15 protein-coding genes are annotated in these 17030 nt (G+C 48.8%); 5 read left to right on the top strand and 10 right to left on the bottom strand.

Annotation, left to right across the window (positions count from 1 at the left end; all coding sequences use genetic code 11):
- Positions 1 to 26: 26 nt before the first annotated feature.
- The 8 genes from PUR_RS11280 to PUR_RS11245 form a co-directional block, all read right to left on the bottom strand.
- Positions 27 to 737: an ABC transporter ATP-binding protein gene (locus PUR_RS11280; RefSeq protein WP_179035321.1), complete on the bottom strand. Its 711-nt coding sequence runs from the start codon at positions 735 to 737 to the stop codon at positions 27 to 29.
- A gap of 4 nt (positions 738 to 741) precedes the next feature.
- Complete coding sequence (locus tag PUR_RS11275; RefSeq protein ID WP_179035320.1) at positions 742 to 1506, bottom strand: ABC transporter ATP-binding protein; 765 nt, start codon at positions 1504 to 1506, stop codon at positions 742 to 744.
- A complete protein-coding gene (locus tag PUR_RS11270) occupies positions 1503 to 2489 on the bottom strand; it encodes a branched-chain amino acid ABC transporter permease (protein ID WP_179035319.1) in 987 nt (328 codons plus the stop codon). Before PUR_RS11270 ends, PUR_RS11275 begins: the two co-directional genes overlap by 4 nt.
- Positions 2490 to 2504: 15 nt before the next feature.
- Complete coding sequence (locus PUR_RS11265; RefSeq protein ID WP_179035318.1) at positions 2505 to 3380, bottom strand: branched-chain amino acid ABC transporter permease; 876 nt, start codon at positions 3378 to 3380, stop codon at positions 2505 to 2507.
- Positions 3381 to 3448: 68 nt separating this feature from the next.
- Entirely contained in the window at positions 3449 to 4639 is a 1191-nt protein-coding gene (locus tag PUR_RS11260) for an ABC transporter substrate-binding protein (RefSeq protein WP_179035317.1), read from the bottom strand.
- 32 nt (positions 4640 to 4671) lie between these two features.
- Complete coding sequence (locus tag PUR_RS11255; RefSeq protein ID WP_197970137.1) at positions 4672 to 5346, bottom strand: helix-turn-helix transcriptional regulator; 675 nt, start codon at positions 5344 to 5346, stop codon at positions 4672 to 4674.
- 41 nt (positions 5347 to 5387) lie between these two features.
- A complete protein-coding gene (locus PUR_RS11250) occupies positions 5388 to 6419 on the bottom strand; it encodes a Gfo/Idh/MocA family protein (RefSeq protein ID WP_179035316.1) in 1032 nt (343 codons plus the stop codon).
- A gap of 48 nt (positions 6420 to 6467) precedes the next feature.
- Positions 6468 to 7502 (bottom strand): uroporphyrinogen decarboxylase family protein, encoded by a 1035-nt coding sequence (locus PUR_RS11245; RefSeq protein ID WP_179035315.1) that lies wholly within the window; start codon positions 7500 to 7502, stop codon positions 6468 to 6470.
- A 364-nt stretch (positions 7503 to 7866) separates the two neighbouring features.
- Here PUR_RS11245 and PUR_RS11240 point away from each other — a divergent pair, with 364 nt between their 5' ends.
- Together PUR_RS11240 and PUR_RS11235 are read left to right on the top strand one after the other, a co-directional pair.
- Positions 7867 to 8697 (top strand): IclR family transcriptional regulator, encoded by an 831-nt coding sequence (locus PUR_RS11240; protein WP_179035314.1) that lies wholly within the window; start codon positions 7867 to 7869, stop codon positions 8695 to 8697.
- A 127-nt stretch (positions 8698 to 8824) separates the two neighbouring features.
- Positions 8825 to 9949, top strand: a complete 1125-nt coding sequence (locus PUR_RS11235; RefSeq protein WP_179035313.1) for a glycerol dehydrogenase — start codon at positions 8825 to 8827, stop codon at positions 9947 to 9949.
- A 67-nt stretch (positions 9950 to 10016) separates the two neighbouring features.
- On the opposite strand, the gene PUR_RS11230 is transcribed toward PUR_RS11235, so the two are convergent.
- The gene (locus PUR_RS11230) at positions 10017 to 10820 is read right to left on the bottom strand and encodes a hypothetical protein (RefSeq protein WP_232101817.1); all 804 of its coding nucleotides are present in this window, start codon (positions 10818 to 10820) and stop codon (positions 10017 to 10019) included.
- 34 nt (positions 10821 to 10854) lie between these two features.
- Positions 10855 to 12030 carry a phosphoribosylaminoimidazolecarboxamide formyltransferase gene (locus PUR_RS11225; RefSeq protein ID WP_179035311.1) on the bottom strand — a complete coding sequence of 392 codons (1176 nt, stop codon included), beginning with the start codon at positions 12028 to 12030 and terminating at the stop codon, positions 10855 to 10857.
- A gap of 398 nt (positions 12031 to 12428) precedes the next feature.
- On the opposite strand from PUR_RS11225, the gene PUR_RS11220 reads away from it, so the two are divergent.
- The 3 genes from PUR_RS11220 to PUR_RS11210 all read left to right on the top strand — a co-directional run bounded on the left by PUR_RS11220 (position 12429) and on the right by PUR_RS11210 (position 17020).
- The gene (locus PUR_RS11220) at positions 12429 to 13187 is read left to right on the top strand and encodes a radical SAM protein (RefSeq protein WP_179035310.1); all 759 of its coding nucleotides are present in this window, start codon (positions 12429 to 12431) and stop codon (positions 13185 to 13187) included.
- 294 nt (positions 13188 to 13481) lie between these two features.
- Entirely contained in the window at positions 13482 to 15296 is a 1815-nt protein-coding gene (locus tag PUR_RS11215) for an ABC transporter ATP-binding protein (protein ID WP_179035309.1), read from the top strand.
- Entirely contained in the window at positions 15293 to 17020 is a 1728-nt protein-coding gene (locus PUR_RS11210) for an ABC transporter ATP-binding protein (protein ID WP_179035308.1), read from the top strand. The genes PUR_RS11215 and PUR_RS11210 overlap by 4 nt, the downstream gene beginning before the upstream one ends.
- Positions 17021 to 17030 lie beyond the last annotated feature (10 nt).

Here is a 17030-nt window from a genome sequence, read left to right as displayed (position 1 = left end):
ACTCTTTTCTGATAAAATGTCAGGTCTTATACTCCGCCAAGATAGGCGTTCTTGACCTCTTCGCTGTTTAACAAATAATCGGCGTCCGCCTTCAGAATAATCTTTCCGGTCTCCAGAACGTAGCCTCTTTGGGAGATGGCCAGCGCCATCCGGGCGTTCTGTTCAACCAGCAGAATGGTCGTGCCCAATTTATTGATCTTGACAATCAGATCGAAGATTTCCTTTACGATCAGAGGCGCCAAGCCGAGCGACGGCTCGTCCAGCATAAGCAGCTTCGGCTTACACATGAGTGCTCTTCCGACAGCCAGCATCTGCTGTTCTCCCCCCGACAGCGTTCCTGCTGATTGGCTCCGTCTTTCCTTCAGCTTTGGAAACAGGTCATACACCACTTCCAGCATTTCATCTCTCTCTTTTTTGCTTCGCGTGTAGGCCCCGAGTTCAATGTTCTCGAATACCGACAGCTTTGGGAACACCTGGCGGCCTTCGGGCGACAGGGTAAGTCCTTTCTTTACGATTTGCGGCGTGCCCATTTGGGTGATGTCTTCACCGTCGAACATGATTCTGCCTCCAGATGAACGCTTCAGGCCCGCGATGGTGTTCATGGTTGTCGTTTTGCCGGCTCCGTTGCTTCCGATCAGTGTCACAATTTCGTTCTTCTCAACCTCGATGTCAATCCCTTTCAACGCTTTGATATTGCCGTAATTGACCGTCAGATTTTCAATTTTCAAAAAGGCCATCCGCTCACGCCTCCTTCCCCAGGTACGCCTCAATGACTTTGGGCTCCTTCTTGATGACTTCCGGCTCGCCTTCCGCGATCAGGCATCCGTGGTCAAAGACGATGATTCGTTCGCATATGTTCATGACCAGCTTCATGTCGTGTTCGATTAGCAGAATCGTATAGCCCAAAGCCTTGAGCTTGGCAATAAAGGCCATAAGCTCCGCGGTTTCCTGTTCATTCATGCCGGCCGCCGGCTCATCCAGCAGAAGCAGCTTGGGCTCGCTAGCCATTGCTCTGGCAATTTCCAGCTTTCTCTGGGAGCCATAGGGCAGATTTTTGGCCGCACTGTGCCTGTGTTCATACAAATCGACGAGTCTCAGATAATACTCGGCCTTTTTGGCCGCCTCCTGCTGCTCCTTCTTCAAGCGCGCGGTGCGGAATACGGCATCGAACAGGTTCGCCTTCGTCCGTGTATGCATGCCGACCATCACATTTTCCAGCACGGTCATATTTTGAAACAATCTTATGTTCTGAAATGTCCGCGCGAGCCCGCTCTGTGTAATCTGATGCGGCTTGAATCCGGCGATATTGCCTTCGTCATATATAACCTTGCCTTCTGTCGGCTTGTAGATGCCCGTAATGATGTTGAACAGGGTCGTCTTCCCCGCGCCATTCGGGCCGATCACCCCGATAATCTCGTTCTCAAAGATTTGAAAGCTTACATCGGAAACCGCAACCAGACCACCGAATCTTTGCGTTACATTCTCAATACCCAGCAAAGGCTTCATTTGAGTTCACCCGCCTTTTTTCCCTCCGTGGCCTTTTTTATCCGTGTGAAATTTATATTTCCCAACAATCCTTCCGGCTTCACCAGCATCATGGCAATCAGAATAAGTCCATAAATAATCAATCGGAAATCCATCAGTCCGCGCAGAAACTCAGGCAACAGTGTAAGAACAATAACACCGATAATCGTTCCCGGTATACTGGCAAGGCCGCCGAAAATGATCATAATAAAAATGGATATGGACTGGTCGGTTCCAAAACTCGTTGGGTCAATATAGCTCATGTACTGCGCATAGAAAGCACCGGCAAATCCGGCCAATGCGGCCGAAATGACAAACACCATCACCTTGTACCGCAGAATGTTAACGCCCATCGCTTCAGCGGCGATTTCATCTTCGCTGATCGCGACAAGTCCTTTGCCGACTCTGGAATCGATGATATTCTGGACAATCTTAATGGTCAGCACGACCAGAACAACAATGAAATAGTAATATTCAATCGGGGCGTCGATCGTAAATCCCCATAGCGAAGGCGGCGGAATATTTAATATTCCCAGCGGTCCCCGGGTTAGCCCCATCCAGTTCATCTCGACCAGCCTCACGATCTCACAAAATCCCAACGTGACCATGGCGAGATAATGACCCTTTAGTTTCAAGGTGGGCAGCCCCAGCAGAAAAGCGGCCAGCCCGGCGACAATCGCCGCCGCGATGAAGGTGAAAAGAAAATTCAGGCCAAACCGGGTTGCCAGGATGGCCGCAGTATAAGCGCCTATGCCAAAGAACGCCGCATGGCCCAGGGACACCTGGCCGGAATACCCGGTAATCAGATTCAGGCTAAGCGCCAGCATAATATACATCCCGCACAATGTCGCCATCCGGATGGAATACTGGGACGGGAAGACCAAAGGAAAGAGCAAGGCAAGAACAAGGCCGATCAGGGATAAGAGCAACTGATTCCTGGCCAGAAATGCAAGTATCCGATTCATTCAATTACCCGCTTTCTACACTTTATTATTGTGTTTTTTACCTAGAAGGCCGGAAGGCTTGAAGATAAGCACGATAATTAATACGGCGAACGCGATAGCGTCCCGGTATCCGGAGTTGATGGATGCGCCCAGGGCTTCGACAACGCCTATAATTAGACCGCCAAGCATAGCGCCGGGCAGCACGCTGATGCCGCCCAGCACGGCCGCCGCGAATGATTTCATGCCGATGGCGAAACCCATCGTTACTTCAATCGCCTGATAATACATGCCGACCATCGTACCCGCGACCGCTGCCAGCACCGAAGCCACCAGGAAAGTAAAGCTGATTACAAAATTCACGTTGATCCCCATCAGCTTGGCGGCATCCATATTTTGCGAGACCGCGCGCATGGCCTTGCCGATCCGGGTCTTGTACAGAATAAAGGTGAGCAAGCCCATCAGAACGACGGCAACGGCAAATATGATGATCTGCATGTAACTGATGATTGTGTTGCCTATTGTAATTTTTCCAAGATTAAGAACAGCGGGGAAGCTTTTCGTTTCGCTTCCGAAGAACTCCAGCACCGAATGGTCGATGACTGTCGCGATCCCGATCGTGCTGATTAGCGCCGCGTCCTTCGTCGCTCTTCGCTCACGGATTCTCCGCAGCGCGAAATGATCCATCATGGCGCCCAGCGCGCCGGTAAGCGCCAGGCTGATGATAAAAGCCAGAACAAAATTCCCTCCCATGGCAAGCGTTAGCATCAGCGTGAAATAAGCGCCGACCATATAGAAGGAACCGTGGGCAAAGTTGATCAGCTCAAGCACGCCGAAGATCAGCGTAAACCCTATGGCGACGAGCGCGTAGGTGCTTCCGATTGTGAGTCCATTCACCAATTGTTGAATAAACAATCCGTCCCCCCCTTATTAATAAAAGAAAAAGTATTTTTCAAGCTCGTCGTATATAGCTGAGCGGGCTGCTATTCCCGGACGTAGGGAATAAATGTTCCGTCTTTAATCCTGTAATTGATCAGGCTTCTTTCCACTTCTCTTGTATCCATGAACGAGAGATTGCCCGAGACACCGGCGTATTCCTTCGTTTGGGCAAGCGCGTCCCGGATGCCCTTCTTGTCATCTCCGGCCTTCAGAATCGCATTGACAATGAGTGAAGCCGAGTCATAGCCCATTGCGGAGAACCCGTCCGCTTCGGCTTGATAGGCGTTCTTGAAATCGGTAACGAACGTTTCCGTTTTGGCATCCAGTGTCTGATTCTTCAGCGTTGACGACAGAAATACCGGGATGCTGCTCATAACGACCAGACCTTCGCCGTTGGCTCCGACAAGCTTCAGGAAATCTTCCCGGATCAGTTGGCCGTTTCCGATATATTGCGCCTTCAGATCAAGCGCCTTGGCTTGCTGGATAATCTGCGCGGCTTCCGAATAGGTTCCGATGACATAGAAAATATCCGGTTGTTGGGCTTTAATTTTGGAAATGAGTGGACTGTAATCCTTCGTTTGGCCGGAGATGAATTGCTCGGAGCCGGTCACTTCGCCGCCAAGCTCTTTAATCCGGTTCACGAAGATCTCGTTGGCCGTTACGCCGTAATCCGTATTTTGATAAATGGTGGCCACTTTCTTTTGACCGAATTGGTCAATGACAAATTCCGCGAACTTCTTGGACTCCAGCTTCTGGGTCATAGCCAAGGTGAACATATAGTCACCCGCGAACGGGAAGTCGGGATGCGAAGCGGTCGGCGAGAACAGGGGAACCTGATTTTTTTGGAAGACCGGCGCCGCCGCCAAACTGCAACTGGACGAGAAGCTGCCGATTGCAACAAGAATTTCGGGGTCGGAGACGATTTTATTGGCGATATTCACGGATTCCTTGGGGTCATTTTTGTCATCGAAGACTTTCAGCTCGACCGGTACGCCATTTATACCTCCCTCGTCGTTCACTTTTTTGATTTCCAGCTCGACCGCGTCTTTAATGGCAACTCCATACTGCATCGCATCCCCCGACAAAGGTCCGAAGAAGGCCAGCTTATACGACTTGCCCGTATCCGATCCGGCCTGTTCATTGTTGGCTTCGGAATTGGCGCCGCAGCCTGCCAGTACGGACAGCATTAAGCAGATACTGATCAACAAGCCGAGCATTTTACTTTTTTTCTTCATTCTTTTTCCCTCCTGATTTTAATAAAGCAAGATTATTCCTTAATTTTGTTCAGGTAACGGTAGACGGTAGGCTCGGAAATCTCCAGCACTTTAGCTACTTCTTTTACCGCACCCTTTAATTGAAAGAATCCTTTGTCCAGCAAGTGCCGAATCACATCCAGCTTCTCATCGCTCTTCATCCGGTCCGTGATGATTCCGATCGTGTCGACGGCCTCCGTGATTAATGTTGCAAAGAGATCGTCAACGTTCTCATGAAGCTGCTCCTTGACCGGCGGTTCCACCGCATGATCTTGCATGGCCTCCGCACCATAAGCCAAGTCCTGAGAAATAAATGCCATGCTATTGAGAAGCTCTTTCGTCTTCACATAAGGCTCTATATTGATGTTGACGCACAGCATTCCGGTAATCTCGTCTTGATCGTCCCGGATAAAATAACTGGAAGAACGGAAGGTCGTGAACTTGCCGGAAGCTTTATAATTCACAATATAGTCCCGGTCTTTATAAATTTTGTCCTGCATCACCTTCAATACAAGGTCCGTCGACGGCCCTCCTACTCTTCGTCCGCTTAGCTGTCCGTTGCGGATGGCGACAATCGACGCCTCTGGGTTGGTCAGATCGTGAAGAACGACCTCACAATTGTCTCCCAGCATAATTGCGATAAAATCGACCAATGGCACATATTTTTCAATCGCGCGATTCGGTTTCAAGGCATTCTCCCACATCACTTATTTCCTTCTGAAAGCTTTAGTCAGATACGGACCGAACTCCCTTTCCGGGCGGATTCCATGCAGCCCAGGACAATCTTCATCGCCGCCATCCCTTCTCTGCCGGAAATTTCAGGCGGCTTGCGGTTCACGATGCAATCCACAAAGGTGTCGATCACGCGAGAATTGATCCGCGCTTGGCCTCCGGGCGAAACTTCCGGCTTATATAGGATTCGCTCGTTGTTTCTTCGGACGATTTCGACGGAGGAATCCGGGTTGCCGCCGCATATCATCACGCCGTTGGCGCAGTATATGACGGTGCGGCTGTCCCAATCACCGTAATTGCTGTAGCTGACCGCCAGCGTGCCGATTATGCCGCTTTCCGACCGCAGCAGACAGACGGCGTTGTCGTTCACCTCCGCCAATTCTCCATTCTCATCGGTCTTGTCGCGAGTGGCGTTGAAGGAAGACACTTCCGTAATTTCCTCGCCGGTCAGCCACCGGATCAGGTCCGCCTTATGGATGCCCAGATCGCCCATTGCCCCGAGTGAAGCAAGTGATTGCTTGAGATACCATGTATGCTTTCCTTGAGCGGCGCTGTAATGCTCCGGTCCGGGATGTGCCAGCACCGTACTGAAGGAGAGAATCTTCCCCATTTCACCGCTTTGCAGGATTTCTTTCGCTTTGGCATGGCCATAGGTCAGCCGCTGGTTGTGGGCAATCATCAGATACTTGCCGGTGCGTTCCGAAGTCTCCGCCATTCTCGCGCATTCCTCCAGCGTTACAGCCATAGGCTTCTCACACAAGACATGCTTGCCCGATTCAAGCGCCTGTATCGTAATCGCGGCGTGGGTCGCATTGGAGGTGCAGACGCTTACCGCATGGATATCATCGCTCATGAGCAGCTCCTCTGCGGAATCATAGACCTTGCCGCCGTAGCTTTCCGCAAGCAGTTCGGCCCGATCCCGGTTGTGGTCGTAATAGCCTGCGATGATCGCCTGGGGATTAGCGGAGTATTCCGGAGCATGCCTGTTCCGGGTGATCGATCCGCAGCCGATAATCCCTATCCTTACCACGAAGCCCTCCCTCCTTTTTCTTCAAGATCGTCTAAGCGTCCAGAATGTCTAATATCCAAACTCTTCCACCGCTTCCTTTAACACGCTGAAGCTGCTCTCCGGCACATGCGACGGAACAGTACACCCGGGAGCGATGATGACCTTGTTGTCGCTCGTCTGCTCCAGCACGTCCCGTACACGGCCTCTCATTCGTTCTTTTAGCACGGCCCGGTCCGGCTGAAGGAAATCCTCCACTTGCTCGATTCCGCCGATGAGAATTTTATCCGTCTTCTCTCTGGCTTTTTTCAGGCTGAGACTCGTTCTTCTATCCTCCCAATTGAAGGCTTGTACCGGATAGTCCTTGATTTCATCGAACATCAATTCACCCGTACCATGCAGATGAACCATATTGAACCATGTTCTTCCCTTCAAGGCGTTTAGTACGGCAAGATCGTATGCTCTTCCAAACTCGCTGTGGGCCGCCGGGGAGATCAAATCCGCAAGCGTGAACTGCGTTGCGAAGAAAATCCCGTCAACGCCGGCTTTAATCAGTTCTTCAATAAATTCCAAGGTTACTTCTGTAATGATCCCGAGCGCTTTATGCACTCTTTCCGGATGATAGCGGAGCTGCGCCATAATCATATGCGGCCTTACATAAGACCCCGTCATCTCCTGCGCCGATGTCAGCGGACTGAATATCGTCGGCAGCACCGGCACATCTCCCTTGAAATGATCCACAATTCGTTTGGTTGCTTCGATCTCCCTCGCTAGAGGGCCTGTTTTCACTGAAATCGGCTTAAAGCTATCCCACTCGCAAGGATCGTCAATGACGTATTTGAGGTAAGGCGGGGAATTGTACATGTTATTAGCTTCCACTTCCGTCCGTGGCCACTTCAATTGAGCGCCCCAGCCTTCAACAAAGTAGAAACCGTTATAGCCCAATTTGACAAAATCCCAGTCATTGCTCTCCTGCAACCGAATGGTGTGGTTGACGAATTCAACCGGGTCCCTGTCGACCAGAGAAATATGCTTCCACAGGGCCGCACCCGGCCGGTCAATCTGTTTGCCTTCCAGCATGGCTTTCAGTCTTTCGTAAGGTCTCATTCGTATGGCCTCCTGCAAAATAATGGATTTTGAATCAGTCGCTACACTCCATCCTCAAATTTCATTGAATTATTCAATCACCCACCTCATAAAATCCCTATATTAGAGAATTTTAATTTTTATTCTCATTATTTGAATCTTGTGAGGAATTATAACATTCAATTTTGAAGTATGTAAAGATAATTTATTTGATGAATAATTTTTTTGCATAAATTGATTAACAGAGGAATATTTAGGCGGAATTCATTCATTATGTGTTAGGCAATCTCCCATTCACTTGTTTTTTCCAGATTGGACATTACAAATCAACTTTCTTATAATGAGACTAGATGTAATCGGTTCCCGATATTCAAGAAAGATAAGCATGAAGCTTATCCTTTATATATTTTGGAAAGTTTTTTGGGGGGTAAAGGTTATTACTGCGGAAGTCGGAACGTTAAAAAAAGGATTGGATATTATCAAGCTGCTGATTCAGTACCCGTCTCTGACGGTCCAAGAGATTATGGACGCGCTTGGATGCAACAAAAGTACAACCTATCGGCTGGTCAGCACACTGGAGAAAAACGAATTTATCGCCCGGAACGAGCATCACAGGTATCAAATTTCCGATAGCTTCACTCTCAGCCTGATGGCAAGGAATCAGCCGATGCCGAATGATCTCAATTGGGTCGCCGTACCGGCGATGTCCCATTTAAGCCGGATTACGAACGAATCGGTATATGTCGGAATTTTAAGGGGAACCGAGGTTATGACTACCCAGGTGGTAAGCGGCCAATACACGACAAGATCCCACTCGGAGATTGGCAGCAAGAGCAACATTAATCATGACGCCATTGGGAAGTGCATCCTGGCTTTTCAGAAAGAAGACGTTCAGCGGCGAATCATCCAGGCTATGCCTTTCGTAGAGCGGACGGAACATACCATCATTGACCGACATCAGCTTGAGGAAGAATTGCGCCGGATCAAGGAGTCCGGATATGCGCTTGACAATGAGGAAGGCGAAATCGGCGTCCGCTGCATAGCCGCTCCAATCGTGAAAAATGGTAAAGTGTTCGCGGCCGTGGCATTGTCCGGGCCGTCCGTCCGACTCTCGAAGGAGAAAGACGAAACGCATATCCGGCTGGTCCGACAATGCGCCGACGAAATCTCCCAGACGCTGGCGGATACGGATCTCTTATTGGATATTTCGGATTAAGAAAAACTCTTCCCATCTGACGGCAAAAAAGTTTCTGTAATAGAAACTTTTTTTGTTTATTTGAATCTGTTCCGGGGTTGATTTACGATGACAGTAAATTGAATCTGGTTAATGGAGAGGATATAAAGTGGGACAAATCCGAAACAGTATACGAGGTTTTCTGGCTCCGGGAAAATACATTCAAGGCTATGGGGAACTGAACAAGCTGGAAGGCTACGCCCGTTCGTTCGGCTCGAATTTTATCGCGTTTATCGACACTTTTCTGTTCGAGACGTTCTCGGCCAAATTGTCCGGCGTGTTCGCGTCATCTTCAATCCGCTGTGAACGGTTTGAGGGGCAGGTTTCCGATGAAAATGCGGAGCGGTATATTGAAATTTCCCGTGGCGGGAACTATGACGCCATAATTGGCATTGGCGGAGGAAGAACGCTGGATATGGCCAAGCTGGTAGCCCATATGCTCAAACTGCCTTTAATCATCGTTCCGACTTCCGCGGCAACCGATGCGCCCACCAGCGCATTGTCGGTCATTTATTCACCGGCGGGGGAACACATCCGCGAGGTGTTCTATGACAAAGGACCTGACATTGTGCTGGTTGATTCCGAAATCATCGCCAAGGCTCCGATCCGCTTGCTGGTTGCCGGGATGGGCGATGCGCTGGCTACTTACTACGAAGCACGGGCCTGCCGGGAATCCGATTCGTTCAACAATCTCAAGGGAGAGTTTAAACGGACGCTGGCTTCTTACGCGATTGCGAAGGAATGCTTGCGCGTTCTGATGCGGGAAGGCTTGCACGCGAAGCTGGATGCGGAAGCGGGCATCTGCTCCCCTGCCGTGGAGAATATTATCGAGGTGAATACGCTTTTAAGCGGTATAGGGGCTGAAAGCAACGGAGCGGCGGGAGCCCACGCGTTTCATGATGGCTTTACCGCTGTGGAAGAATGCAAGCCGTATTTGCACGGGGAGCGCGTAGCCTTTGGAGTGCTGTGCCAACTGGTGCTGGAGAATCGGGACAAGGGCGAGCTTGAAGAGGTCATCCGGTTCAATCTTAGCATTGGCTTGCCTGTAACCCTGCAGGATATCGGGATTGCTGAGCCTGAGCCTTCGGTTATCCGAACAGCCGCGAAAGCTGCACTGCATTCTCCGCTTATTTTGCGCGAACCGCTTGACCTGACTGAAGATATGCTATATCACGCCATTTATTCCGCACATGTATTAGGGAATTATTATAAAAAGCAAGCTGCCCAGAAGTGAATTTTACTTTCGGGCAGTCCCCTCCCCCCCTATTTTGGTCAATCTATTCTTCATCATCAAATGAATATCAATAATCTGTCGCAATAACTTTCAACATCTTAGCTTCCTCAATAAAACCGGCGTTCTGAAGGTCCTCCACCGGAAAATCCGTCAACTCATCATCGGTTAGCACTGTAGCTTCCTGCAAGTCCCTAATGCTGGCGAGTTTACTCTCTACACTGGCTTTGGCAAAAAAGGTCTGGAGTTCGCTTAAGTCTATGTCTCCATCTTCATCGACGTCAAATGAAGCATGATGCTGATCCGATGAGACTTGCACAACACCAAGCCCATTTCTGGTGGGGAGCATAACTGAACGACTACGAGCATCTATCATTTCGTTACGGTAGGCAACTGGATCTTCGAACGGCGTAAGTTCAAAATACTCCAGTAGCCTGCGGTATATGTAATCCGTATCTTCGTTAATCTCACCATTTTTATAGGAGTCATCTTCCGGTTGAAGAGAAAAGACATTTTTCGTCGTAATAAACAACCGCAGGAAATCTTTTAAGTTGGATGCAACAAGTGAGACATGATATTCATGCCAAGAGGGATCTACCAATACGATTGCTGCATGATCCAAATCCTTAGCCGCACCATGGTCGGTTAGAAAGGAAAAATGGATTCCGTCGAAACCTGTTGAAGCCATTTCGATGCCGTCAATCGGGTCACAGTGATAGGCAAAGTCGCATTCTTCCTGAGCTTTATCGTAGTGGAATTGAACACCCATGTAATGATCGAGATCCTTGCCCGTCTCCTTTTGGATCAATTCCTCAAAAGCTTGAATCTGTTTCAAGAGATTCGGTACCTTATATTTGGTAGTGCGAATTGACATTCCAGCAGCCCCTTTGAACCAATATATGGAACAATTAGTGATGAAACAACCGAGTGTTGGAGAACGCCATCACCATTCCATATTCGTTACACGCGTTAATAACCTTATAGTCCCTAATTGAGCCGCCTGGTTGGACAATATATTTTACACCGCTTTTTTGGGCGCGATCGATATTGTCCCTTTGAGGAAAAAATGCATCAGAGCCAAAGGAAACGCCATCTAAATTCTTCAGCCAATCGTTTTTTTCTTCCTGGGTGAGTCTTTTTGGAATATTTACAAAGACATCTCCCCAACCTTTCATTTCCTCAGCTGTTGTATTGTTCCCCAGGAACTGATCAATTGAAATATCTTTTTCTGTTCTCGAAACGCCTCCTTTAAACGGTAAGTTCACCACCGCTGGATGCTGACGAAGGAACCAGAGGTCCGCTTTTTCTCCAGCGAGACGAGTACAATGAATTCTGGACTGCTGCCCAGCTCCACATCCAATAACCTGTCCATTCAAGGCATAACAAACGGAATTGGACTGGGTATATTTTAAAGTTATCATTGAAACGATCAAATCGCGGACAGCTTCATCAGGCAGATTCTTATTTTCAGTTACAATATTATGTAGTAAATCCGTATTGGGAATTAGGTTATTCCGGTGCTGCTCAAAAACAATTCCATACATTTTTCTTGAATCTAAGGCATCAGGTTCATAGTCCGGATCTATTTTAATAATATTGAAGCTGCCTTTGCGCTTTTCTTTAAGAATTTTCAAGGCTTCGACGGAATAATCAGGGGCAATGATACCGTCTGATACTTCCTTTTTGATCAGCAAAGCAGTTGACTCATCTACCTTGTCGCTTAGAGCGATCCAATCTCCAAAAGAAGAAATCCTGTCCGCACCTCTAGCTCTGGCATACGCGGCAGCTAATGGACTTAATTCCATATTCTCAACAAAATAAGCCTTCTTTAGGTTTTCATCAAGTGGCAGCCCTAATCCACTGCCTGCCGGGCTTACATGTTTGAAGGAAGCTGCCGCAGGGAGTTTCAAGGCAATCTTAAGCTCCTTAACCAACTGCCAAGAATTAATAGCATCCATAAAATTGATGTATCCCGGATTCCCGTTTAATACTTCAATAGGCAATTGACCTGTTTCGGAATAAATCCTTGACGGCTTTTGGTATGGATTAATTCCATATTTCAAAATAATTTCTTTTTGCTTCATCGTCTTGCCCTCCTATTGAAAAACATTTACATATATTTCTATATATCATATTTCTCAATAGTCGGCTTGTCCAGGTACAAAAAACGGTTGTGCCATCATAAAGATATATCCATAATTCACAATATAATGAATTAAAAATAAAAGCCCTAAAGGCGTTTGTATTATATTTCACGGTCTCATGAATATATATTGTAAAAGTTATCGTACAAACCTTGTTCTCCCTGGAATGACGATTGAATTCTGAATTTTCACATTATTTTCATTTTATCCGGGTTTTGTGAACTGATCTTTGGTTAAATAACGGACGTGTGCGCAGTTTGGGTTGTCCAGGGATTTTTGTGATCAATTGCAGTGAATGTTAAGCCCACGCTTGTCAACATTATAAGGAGGAATATTCTTTGATAACGAGAAACGTAAGCGCTTGCATTCGTGAAATTCAGAAACATAGCACCCCTGACGGTTCCGGTACTCAAACGATTCTTTACCTAAAGGGCTGTCCTCTGTACTGCAATTGGTGCCCCAATCCGGAGTTCCGCAATCCCGATGTCAGGTTGTTATGGGACCCGATCAGAGCTAAACATTTCGAAGACGGACGGATTTATTCCGTTCAGGAGGTATTGGAGTTATGCCTCGATAATCATGATCCAGCCAGAAGGACAGTGTCCGGGGTCACGTTGACCGGCGGAGAAGCCTTGATGCAGCACACCTTTCTCCATGAACTGCTGTCACGCTTGAAAGAGCTCGGAGTACATACGACCGTTGAAACTACCGGATATGTGCCAGAGGCTCAGTTTGCCAAACTGCTTCCTCTAATCGATCATCTGATATTCTATCTAAAACACTATGAACGTGAAGCGCACAGAAAAATAACCGGAGTTTACAATGATCTGATCATTGAAAATTTACGGAACTCTCTCTCCAGTCCAAGCGAGGTTGAGGTGCGGCTTAACCTTATTCCCGGATTGAACGACCGTCCGGAAGATGCGGAAGGATTTGCCAGACTGCTCCAGCGTATAGGTGTAAAACAAGTGCAGCTTTACCCCTTCAGCACTCAGGCAGATTCGTCAGGGCGGCACAATGCCCCAGATAACGCTTCATTGTTTACCGAGTTGGAATTGGCCGCCTATCAGGAAGCCTTTCAAAATCTTATAAGATGACTGTTTATACCTTAAAGGTTTCGTGAACCCTCAGTCGAACTGGGGGTTTTCCTATACAAAAACTGCCAAACATTTAAAGTGTGTGACGGTCCCCCCCATTTTCTATCACCCTCCTGCTATGGAAAGGTAACACTTTTCGGAGACGGAGTTTAATCTCCATCTGATCAGATGAAATTAAAACAAAATAACCGATAAAAGTAGTTGTGAACAAAAAATCTATTGTATATGGTGTAATTGAACTCAGTATGCGTAACCAAATTTGGAAATATTTTTATGAATAAGGAGTGTTTAAGCTTGAGCCAAGTTTCTGAAGCTGTGACCGTAAATCAGGCAGAATATCCGCAAGAGCACCGTTTCAGGCTTTATCTGTGGGTTGTATCCTATCTTCGGCCTTACGCGGGCCAACTTACGGTGATCGTGCTGTGCGGACTGATTGCCGCCGCGGGAGAGCTGGTCATTCCGAAGATGATCGAGCATCTGGTCGACAACATCATTCCGGACAAAAATAAAAGCGCTTTTACAAGTATGCTTCTCCTGCTCATTGGAATCGTGGCGTTCTCCGTCTCCGCTTCTCTTCTTCGCAATTTGCTTCAAAGAGCGGTCGGAAGCAAAGCCGCGCGTGATCTGCAGTTCTCCGTTCTCCAGAAACTGCGGAAGCTTGGCTTTTCCTACTATGAACAGCGTCCCGTAGGCGAAACGCTCTCTTTGATGAACAATCAGGTGCACGCGGTGCAGGAGCTGTACACCAGCTTTTTTCCCGATATGCTGGAGCTTGCGCTCTTCGTCATTCTCGCCGTTTCCGTGATGGTGTCTGGCAGTCTCAAATTGACATTGGTTGCCGTTCCGTTCTTCCTGATCTACTATGCCGTAGGGCCGAGTCTTGATCGAAAGACCACGGAGTGGAATGAGCGCATGAATACACAGCGGATGGACTATAACCGCAAAATCCATGAATCGGTGTCAGGCATCCGCGACTTTCGGGCTTTTTCCGCTGAGAATTGGGATTTGCAGCGTGGGCTTCGGCTGTATCAGACCGTCACGGACACCACCTTGAAATGGGTATTCTTCATACATACCCGCTGGAGCATCCGAAGGGTGTTCTTCGACGCCGGCGCGGTCGCGCTGTTCATATTCGGCTATTGGTTTATTCGTAATCAGACGTTAACTGTAGGCGCTTTCCTTTCCTTTTTCCTCATTTACTCTGTCGTCATGTTCAAATTATCCATGCTGATCGGCAATCTTGCGCAGCAAGGGATGATGCTGGAGCAGGCCAATCCGATTCGCAGGCTCATGCTGCTGAAACCACTTGTGGAGGAACCGGAGCATCCCATTCCCATGGGAACTGTAAACGGCCGAATTACTTTCAAGGACGTCGGCTTCCATTACCCGAATCGCCCGCCGGTCATCAGAGACTTCTCGCTCGACATCCGGCCCGGTGAAAGGCTGGCCTTTGTCGGCACAAGCGGCAACGGAAAATCGACTTTACTCAAGCTGATTAACCGCTTCTATGATCCTCAGGAAGGAACGATCGAGCTGGATGGGGTCCCCATCACCCGCCTGTCTTTTCAAGATTTAAGAGGAAGCATTGGTTATGTCTTTCAGGAGTCGTATCTGTTTGGCTTCTCCGTCAGAGAGAACATTCGCTTTGGACGGCCGGAGGCGTCGGACGAAGAGATTGAGCAGGCTGCGAAAGCGGCCATGGCGCATGAATTCATCCTTCAGCTTCCGCAGGGCTATGACACTTTGGTCGGCGACCGCGGCATGAAGCTGTCTGGCGGACAGAAGCAAAGAATCGCGATTGCCCGCATGCTGATCTCAGATCCGAGAATCGTCCTGCTGGATGAAGCAACTTCCGCGCTGGATAATGTGTCCGAGGGAGAAGTGAAGACGGCGCTGGATCGTCTCTTTCAAGGCCGTACGATGATTGCCGTCGCACACCGATTATCGACTATAAAGGATTTTGACCGGATTGTGGTCGTGGATGAAGGGACAATCGCAGAGATCGGTTCCTATGAAGAGCTAATCGCCCGGGAAGGCATCTTCTATAATCTGGCCCAGGGGCAGGGGCAAACGGTCGCTATTACCGGTGATTCGGAGGATACGCTGTGAAATATGTGAAATGGATATGGGATCATCTCATGATGATCCGAGCCGGCTTCCAGCTGGCCATTGTGCTGCTCGTTTTGGAAAGTTTCTTCGGCGTCGCATCCGTCTACGTGCAAAAGTACATCATCGATGATCTGTTCATGCAGCAAAAGTTCGAGCTTCTGCCCGTTCTACTTAGTGTGTACGCCATTATTTTCATCTGTAGTGCCATCTTGTTCGTCGCCACGCCGTATACGTTTGTCCGAAACGAATATATTATTACGAAAATCATGACCAAAAACATGTTCACCCGGTTATTCCGCTTTCCAATCTCCACTTTCCAAAAAGAGCGAGCCGCCAGGTTCGTACAAAACCTGAACAGCGATGTGCTGGATACGGGTTCTCTGGTCAGTTACCTTACACCCACCGGGATTAGGAGTATGTTCGAAGCACTCATCATGCTTGCCATTGTCGGCTATTCAAGCATTTGGGTCATGGTGTGCGTCCTGGCCGTGTGCTTGCTGTATATTGGAAATGCCTGTTTCTTTGCGAAAAGGATCAAGAAAGCGGCAGCCGTCGTGCTGGAGAAGCGGACGGATCTGACGGTTCATCTGGAGGAAGGGATCTCCTCGACACGGGAGGTTGTTGCCTTTCACAGAACTGAATGGGAGTCGAACCGCTATCAAGCCTTGTTTAAAAAATACTTTGACGCGATCCTGCAGGAAGGGCGGACCGTCAACCTTCAGATGCTGTTCAGCGCGCCCTTGCGGTGGGGGGTTGCCGTTTCGGTTGTAGCCGTAGGCGGCTATCAGCTGATTGAGGGCCGACTGAGCCTTGGCACCTTCGTGGTCGTCCTTCAATTGGTACTGCAGGTAATGGATAAAATCCATTGGCTGTTCGATTACGCCATGATGATGATCGCGCGCTTCGCTTTAATCGATCGCATCGAAGCTTTCAATGGTATTCCGCAAATCGATAACGGGACGGAAGCCCTCAGCGGCGAGGTTCAATCCGTCCAATTCCAGAACGTCAGCTTTGCTTATGAGGATAAAAAAATACTTAACGGCCTCACCGCCGTCCTTCCTGTCGGAAAGAAGATCGCATTCGTCGGAGCAAGCGGCGGTGGCAAATCGACCGTGGCCCAGCTTCTCACCCGCTTCTACAACCCAAGCAAAGGCGAAATTCTGGTGAACGGGATTCCGCTTACCGATATTCGTCGGCAGGACTGGATGAGCAGGATTGCGATCGTATTCCAGGAGCCTTACCTGCTCGCCGACACGATCCGGCAGAACCTGTTGTTCGGCCGGGAAGACACGGATGAACAGCTTGCCGGCGTGCTGCAGGACGCGCAGCTTCTTGATACGGTAATGAAGCTGCCGAACAAGCTGGATGAAACCATAGGGGAACGGGGCATTCAGCTCTCCGGAGGCCAGCGTCAGCGTCTAGCCCTGGCGAGAGCGATGCTGAGAGATCCCGATATTCTCATCCTGGATGAAGCCACATCCGCCCTTGATTTGGAGACGGAAAGGAAGGTGCAGCAACTGCTGGATGACAAGCGCTCGGGGCGAACAACGATCATCATTGCGCACCGGTTGTCCACGGTAATGAATGCAGACATCATCTTCGTCATGAAAGATGGGCAGGTCGTCGAGGAAGGCACGCATGAGGAGCTGCTAAGAGAAGGCGACCTTTATCCGGAATTGGTTCGAACCTTTGAAAGAGAAGCCAAAGACTTGGCGAGTGCGTAAGAATAAATTT

Origin of the sequence: Paenibacillus sp. URB8-2 (genome assembly GCF_013393385.1) — a bacterium.
GTDB lineage: Bacteria > Bacillota > Bacilli > Paenibacillales > Paenibacillaceae > Paenibacillus_AQ.
The sequence above is the reverse complement of the archived record's forward strand: the minus strand, read 5'-3'. Positions and strand labels throughout refer to the sequence as shown.

What these genes read in the sequence shown, in the direction of transcription:
- PUR_RS11280 (WP_179035321.1), bottom strand. Translation starts at nt 737, where the DNA reads ATGGCCTTTTTGAAAATTGAAAATCTGACGGTCAATTACGGCAATATC.
- PUR_RS11275 (WP_179035320.1), bottom strand. Translation starts at nt 1,506, where the DNA reads ATGAAGCCTTTGCTGGGTATTGAGAATGTAACGCAAAGATTCGGTGGT.
- PUR_RS11270 (WP_179035319.1), bottom strand. Translation starts at nt 2,489, where the DNA reads ATGAATCGGATACTTGCATTTCTGGCCAGGAATCAGTTGCTCTTATCC.
- PUR_RS11260 (WP_179035317.1), bottom strand. Translation starts at nt 4,639, where the DNA reads ATGAAGAAAAAAAGTAAAATGCTCGGCTTGTTGATCAGTATCTGCTTA.
- PUR_RS11245 (WP_179035315.1), bottom strand. Translation starts at nt 7,502, where the DNA reads ATGAGACCTTACGAAAGACTGAAAGCCATGCTGGAAGGCAAACAGATT.
- PUR_RS11240 (WP_179035314.1), top strand. Translation starts at nt 7,867, where the DNA reads ATGAAGCTTATCCTTTATATATTTTGGAAAGTTTTTTGGGGGGTAAAG.
- PUR_RS11230 (WP_232101817.1), bottom strand. Translation starts at nt 10,820, where the DNA reads ATGTCAATTCGCACTACCAAATATAAGGTACCGAATCTCTTGAAACAG.
- PUR_RS11225 (WP_179035311.1), bottom strand. Translation starts at nt 12,030, where the DNA reads ATGAAGCAAAAAGAAATTATTTTGAAATATGGAATTAATCCATACCAA.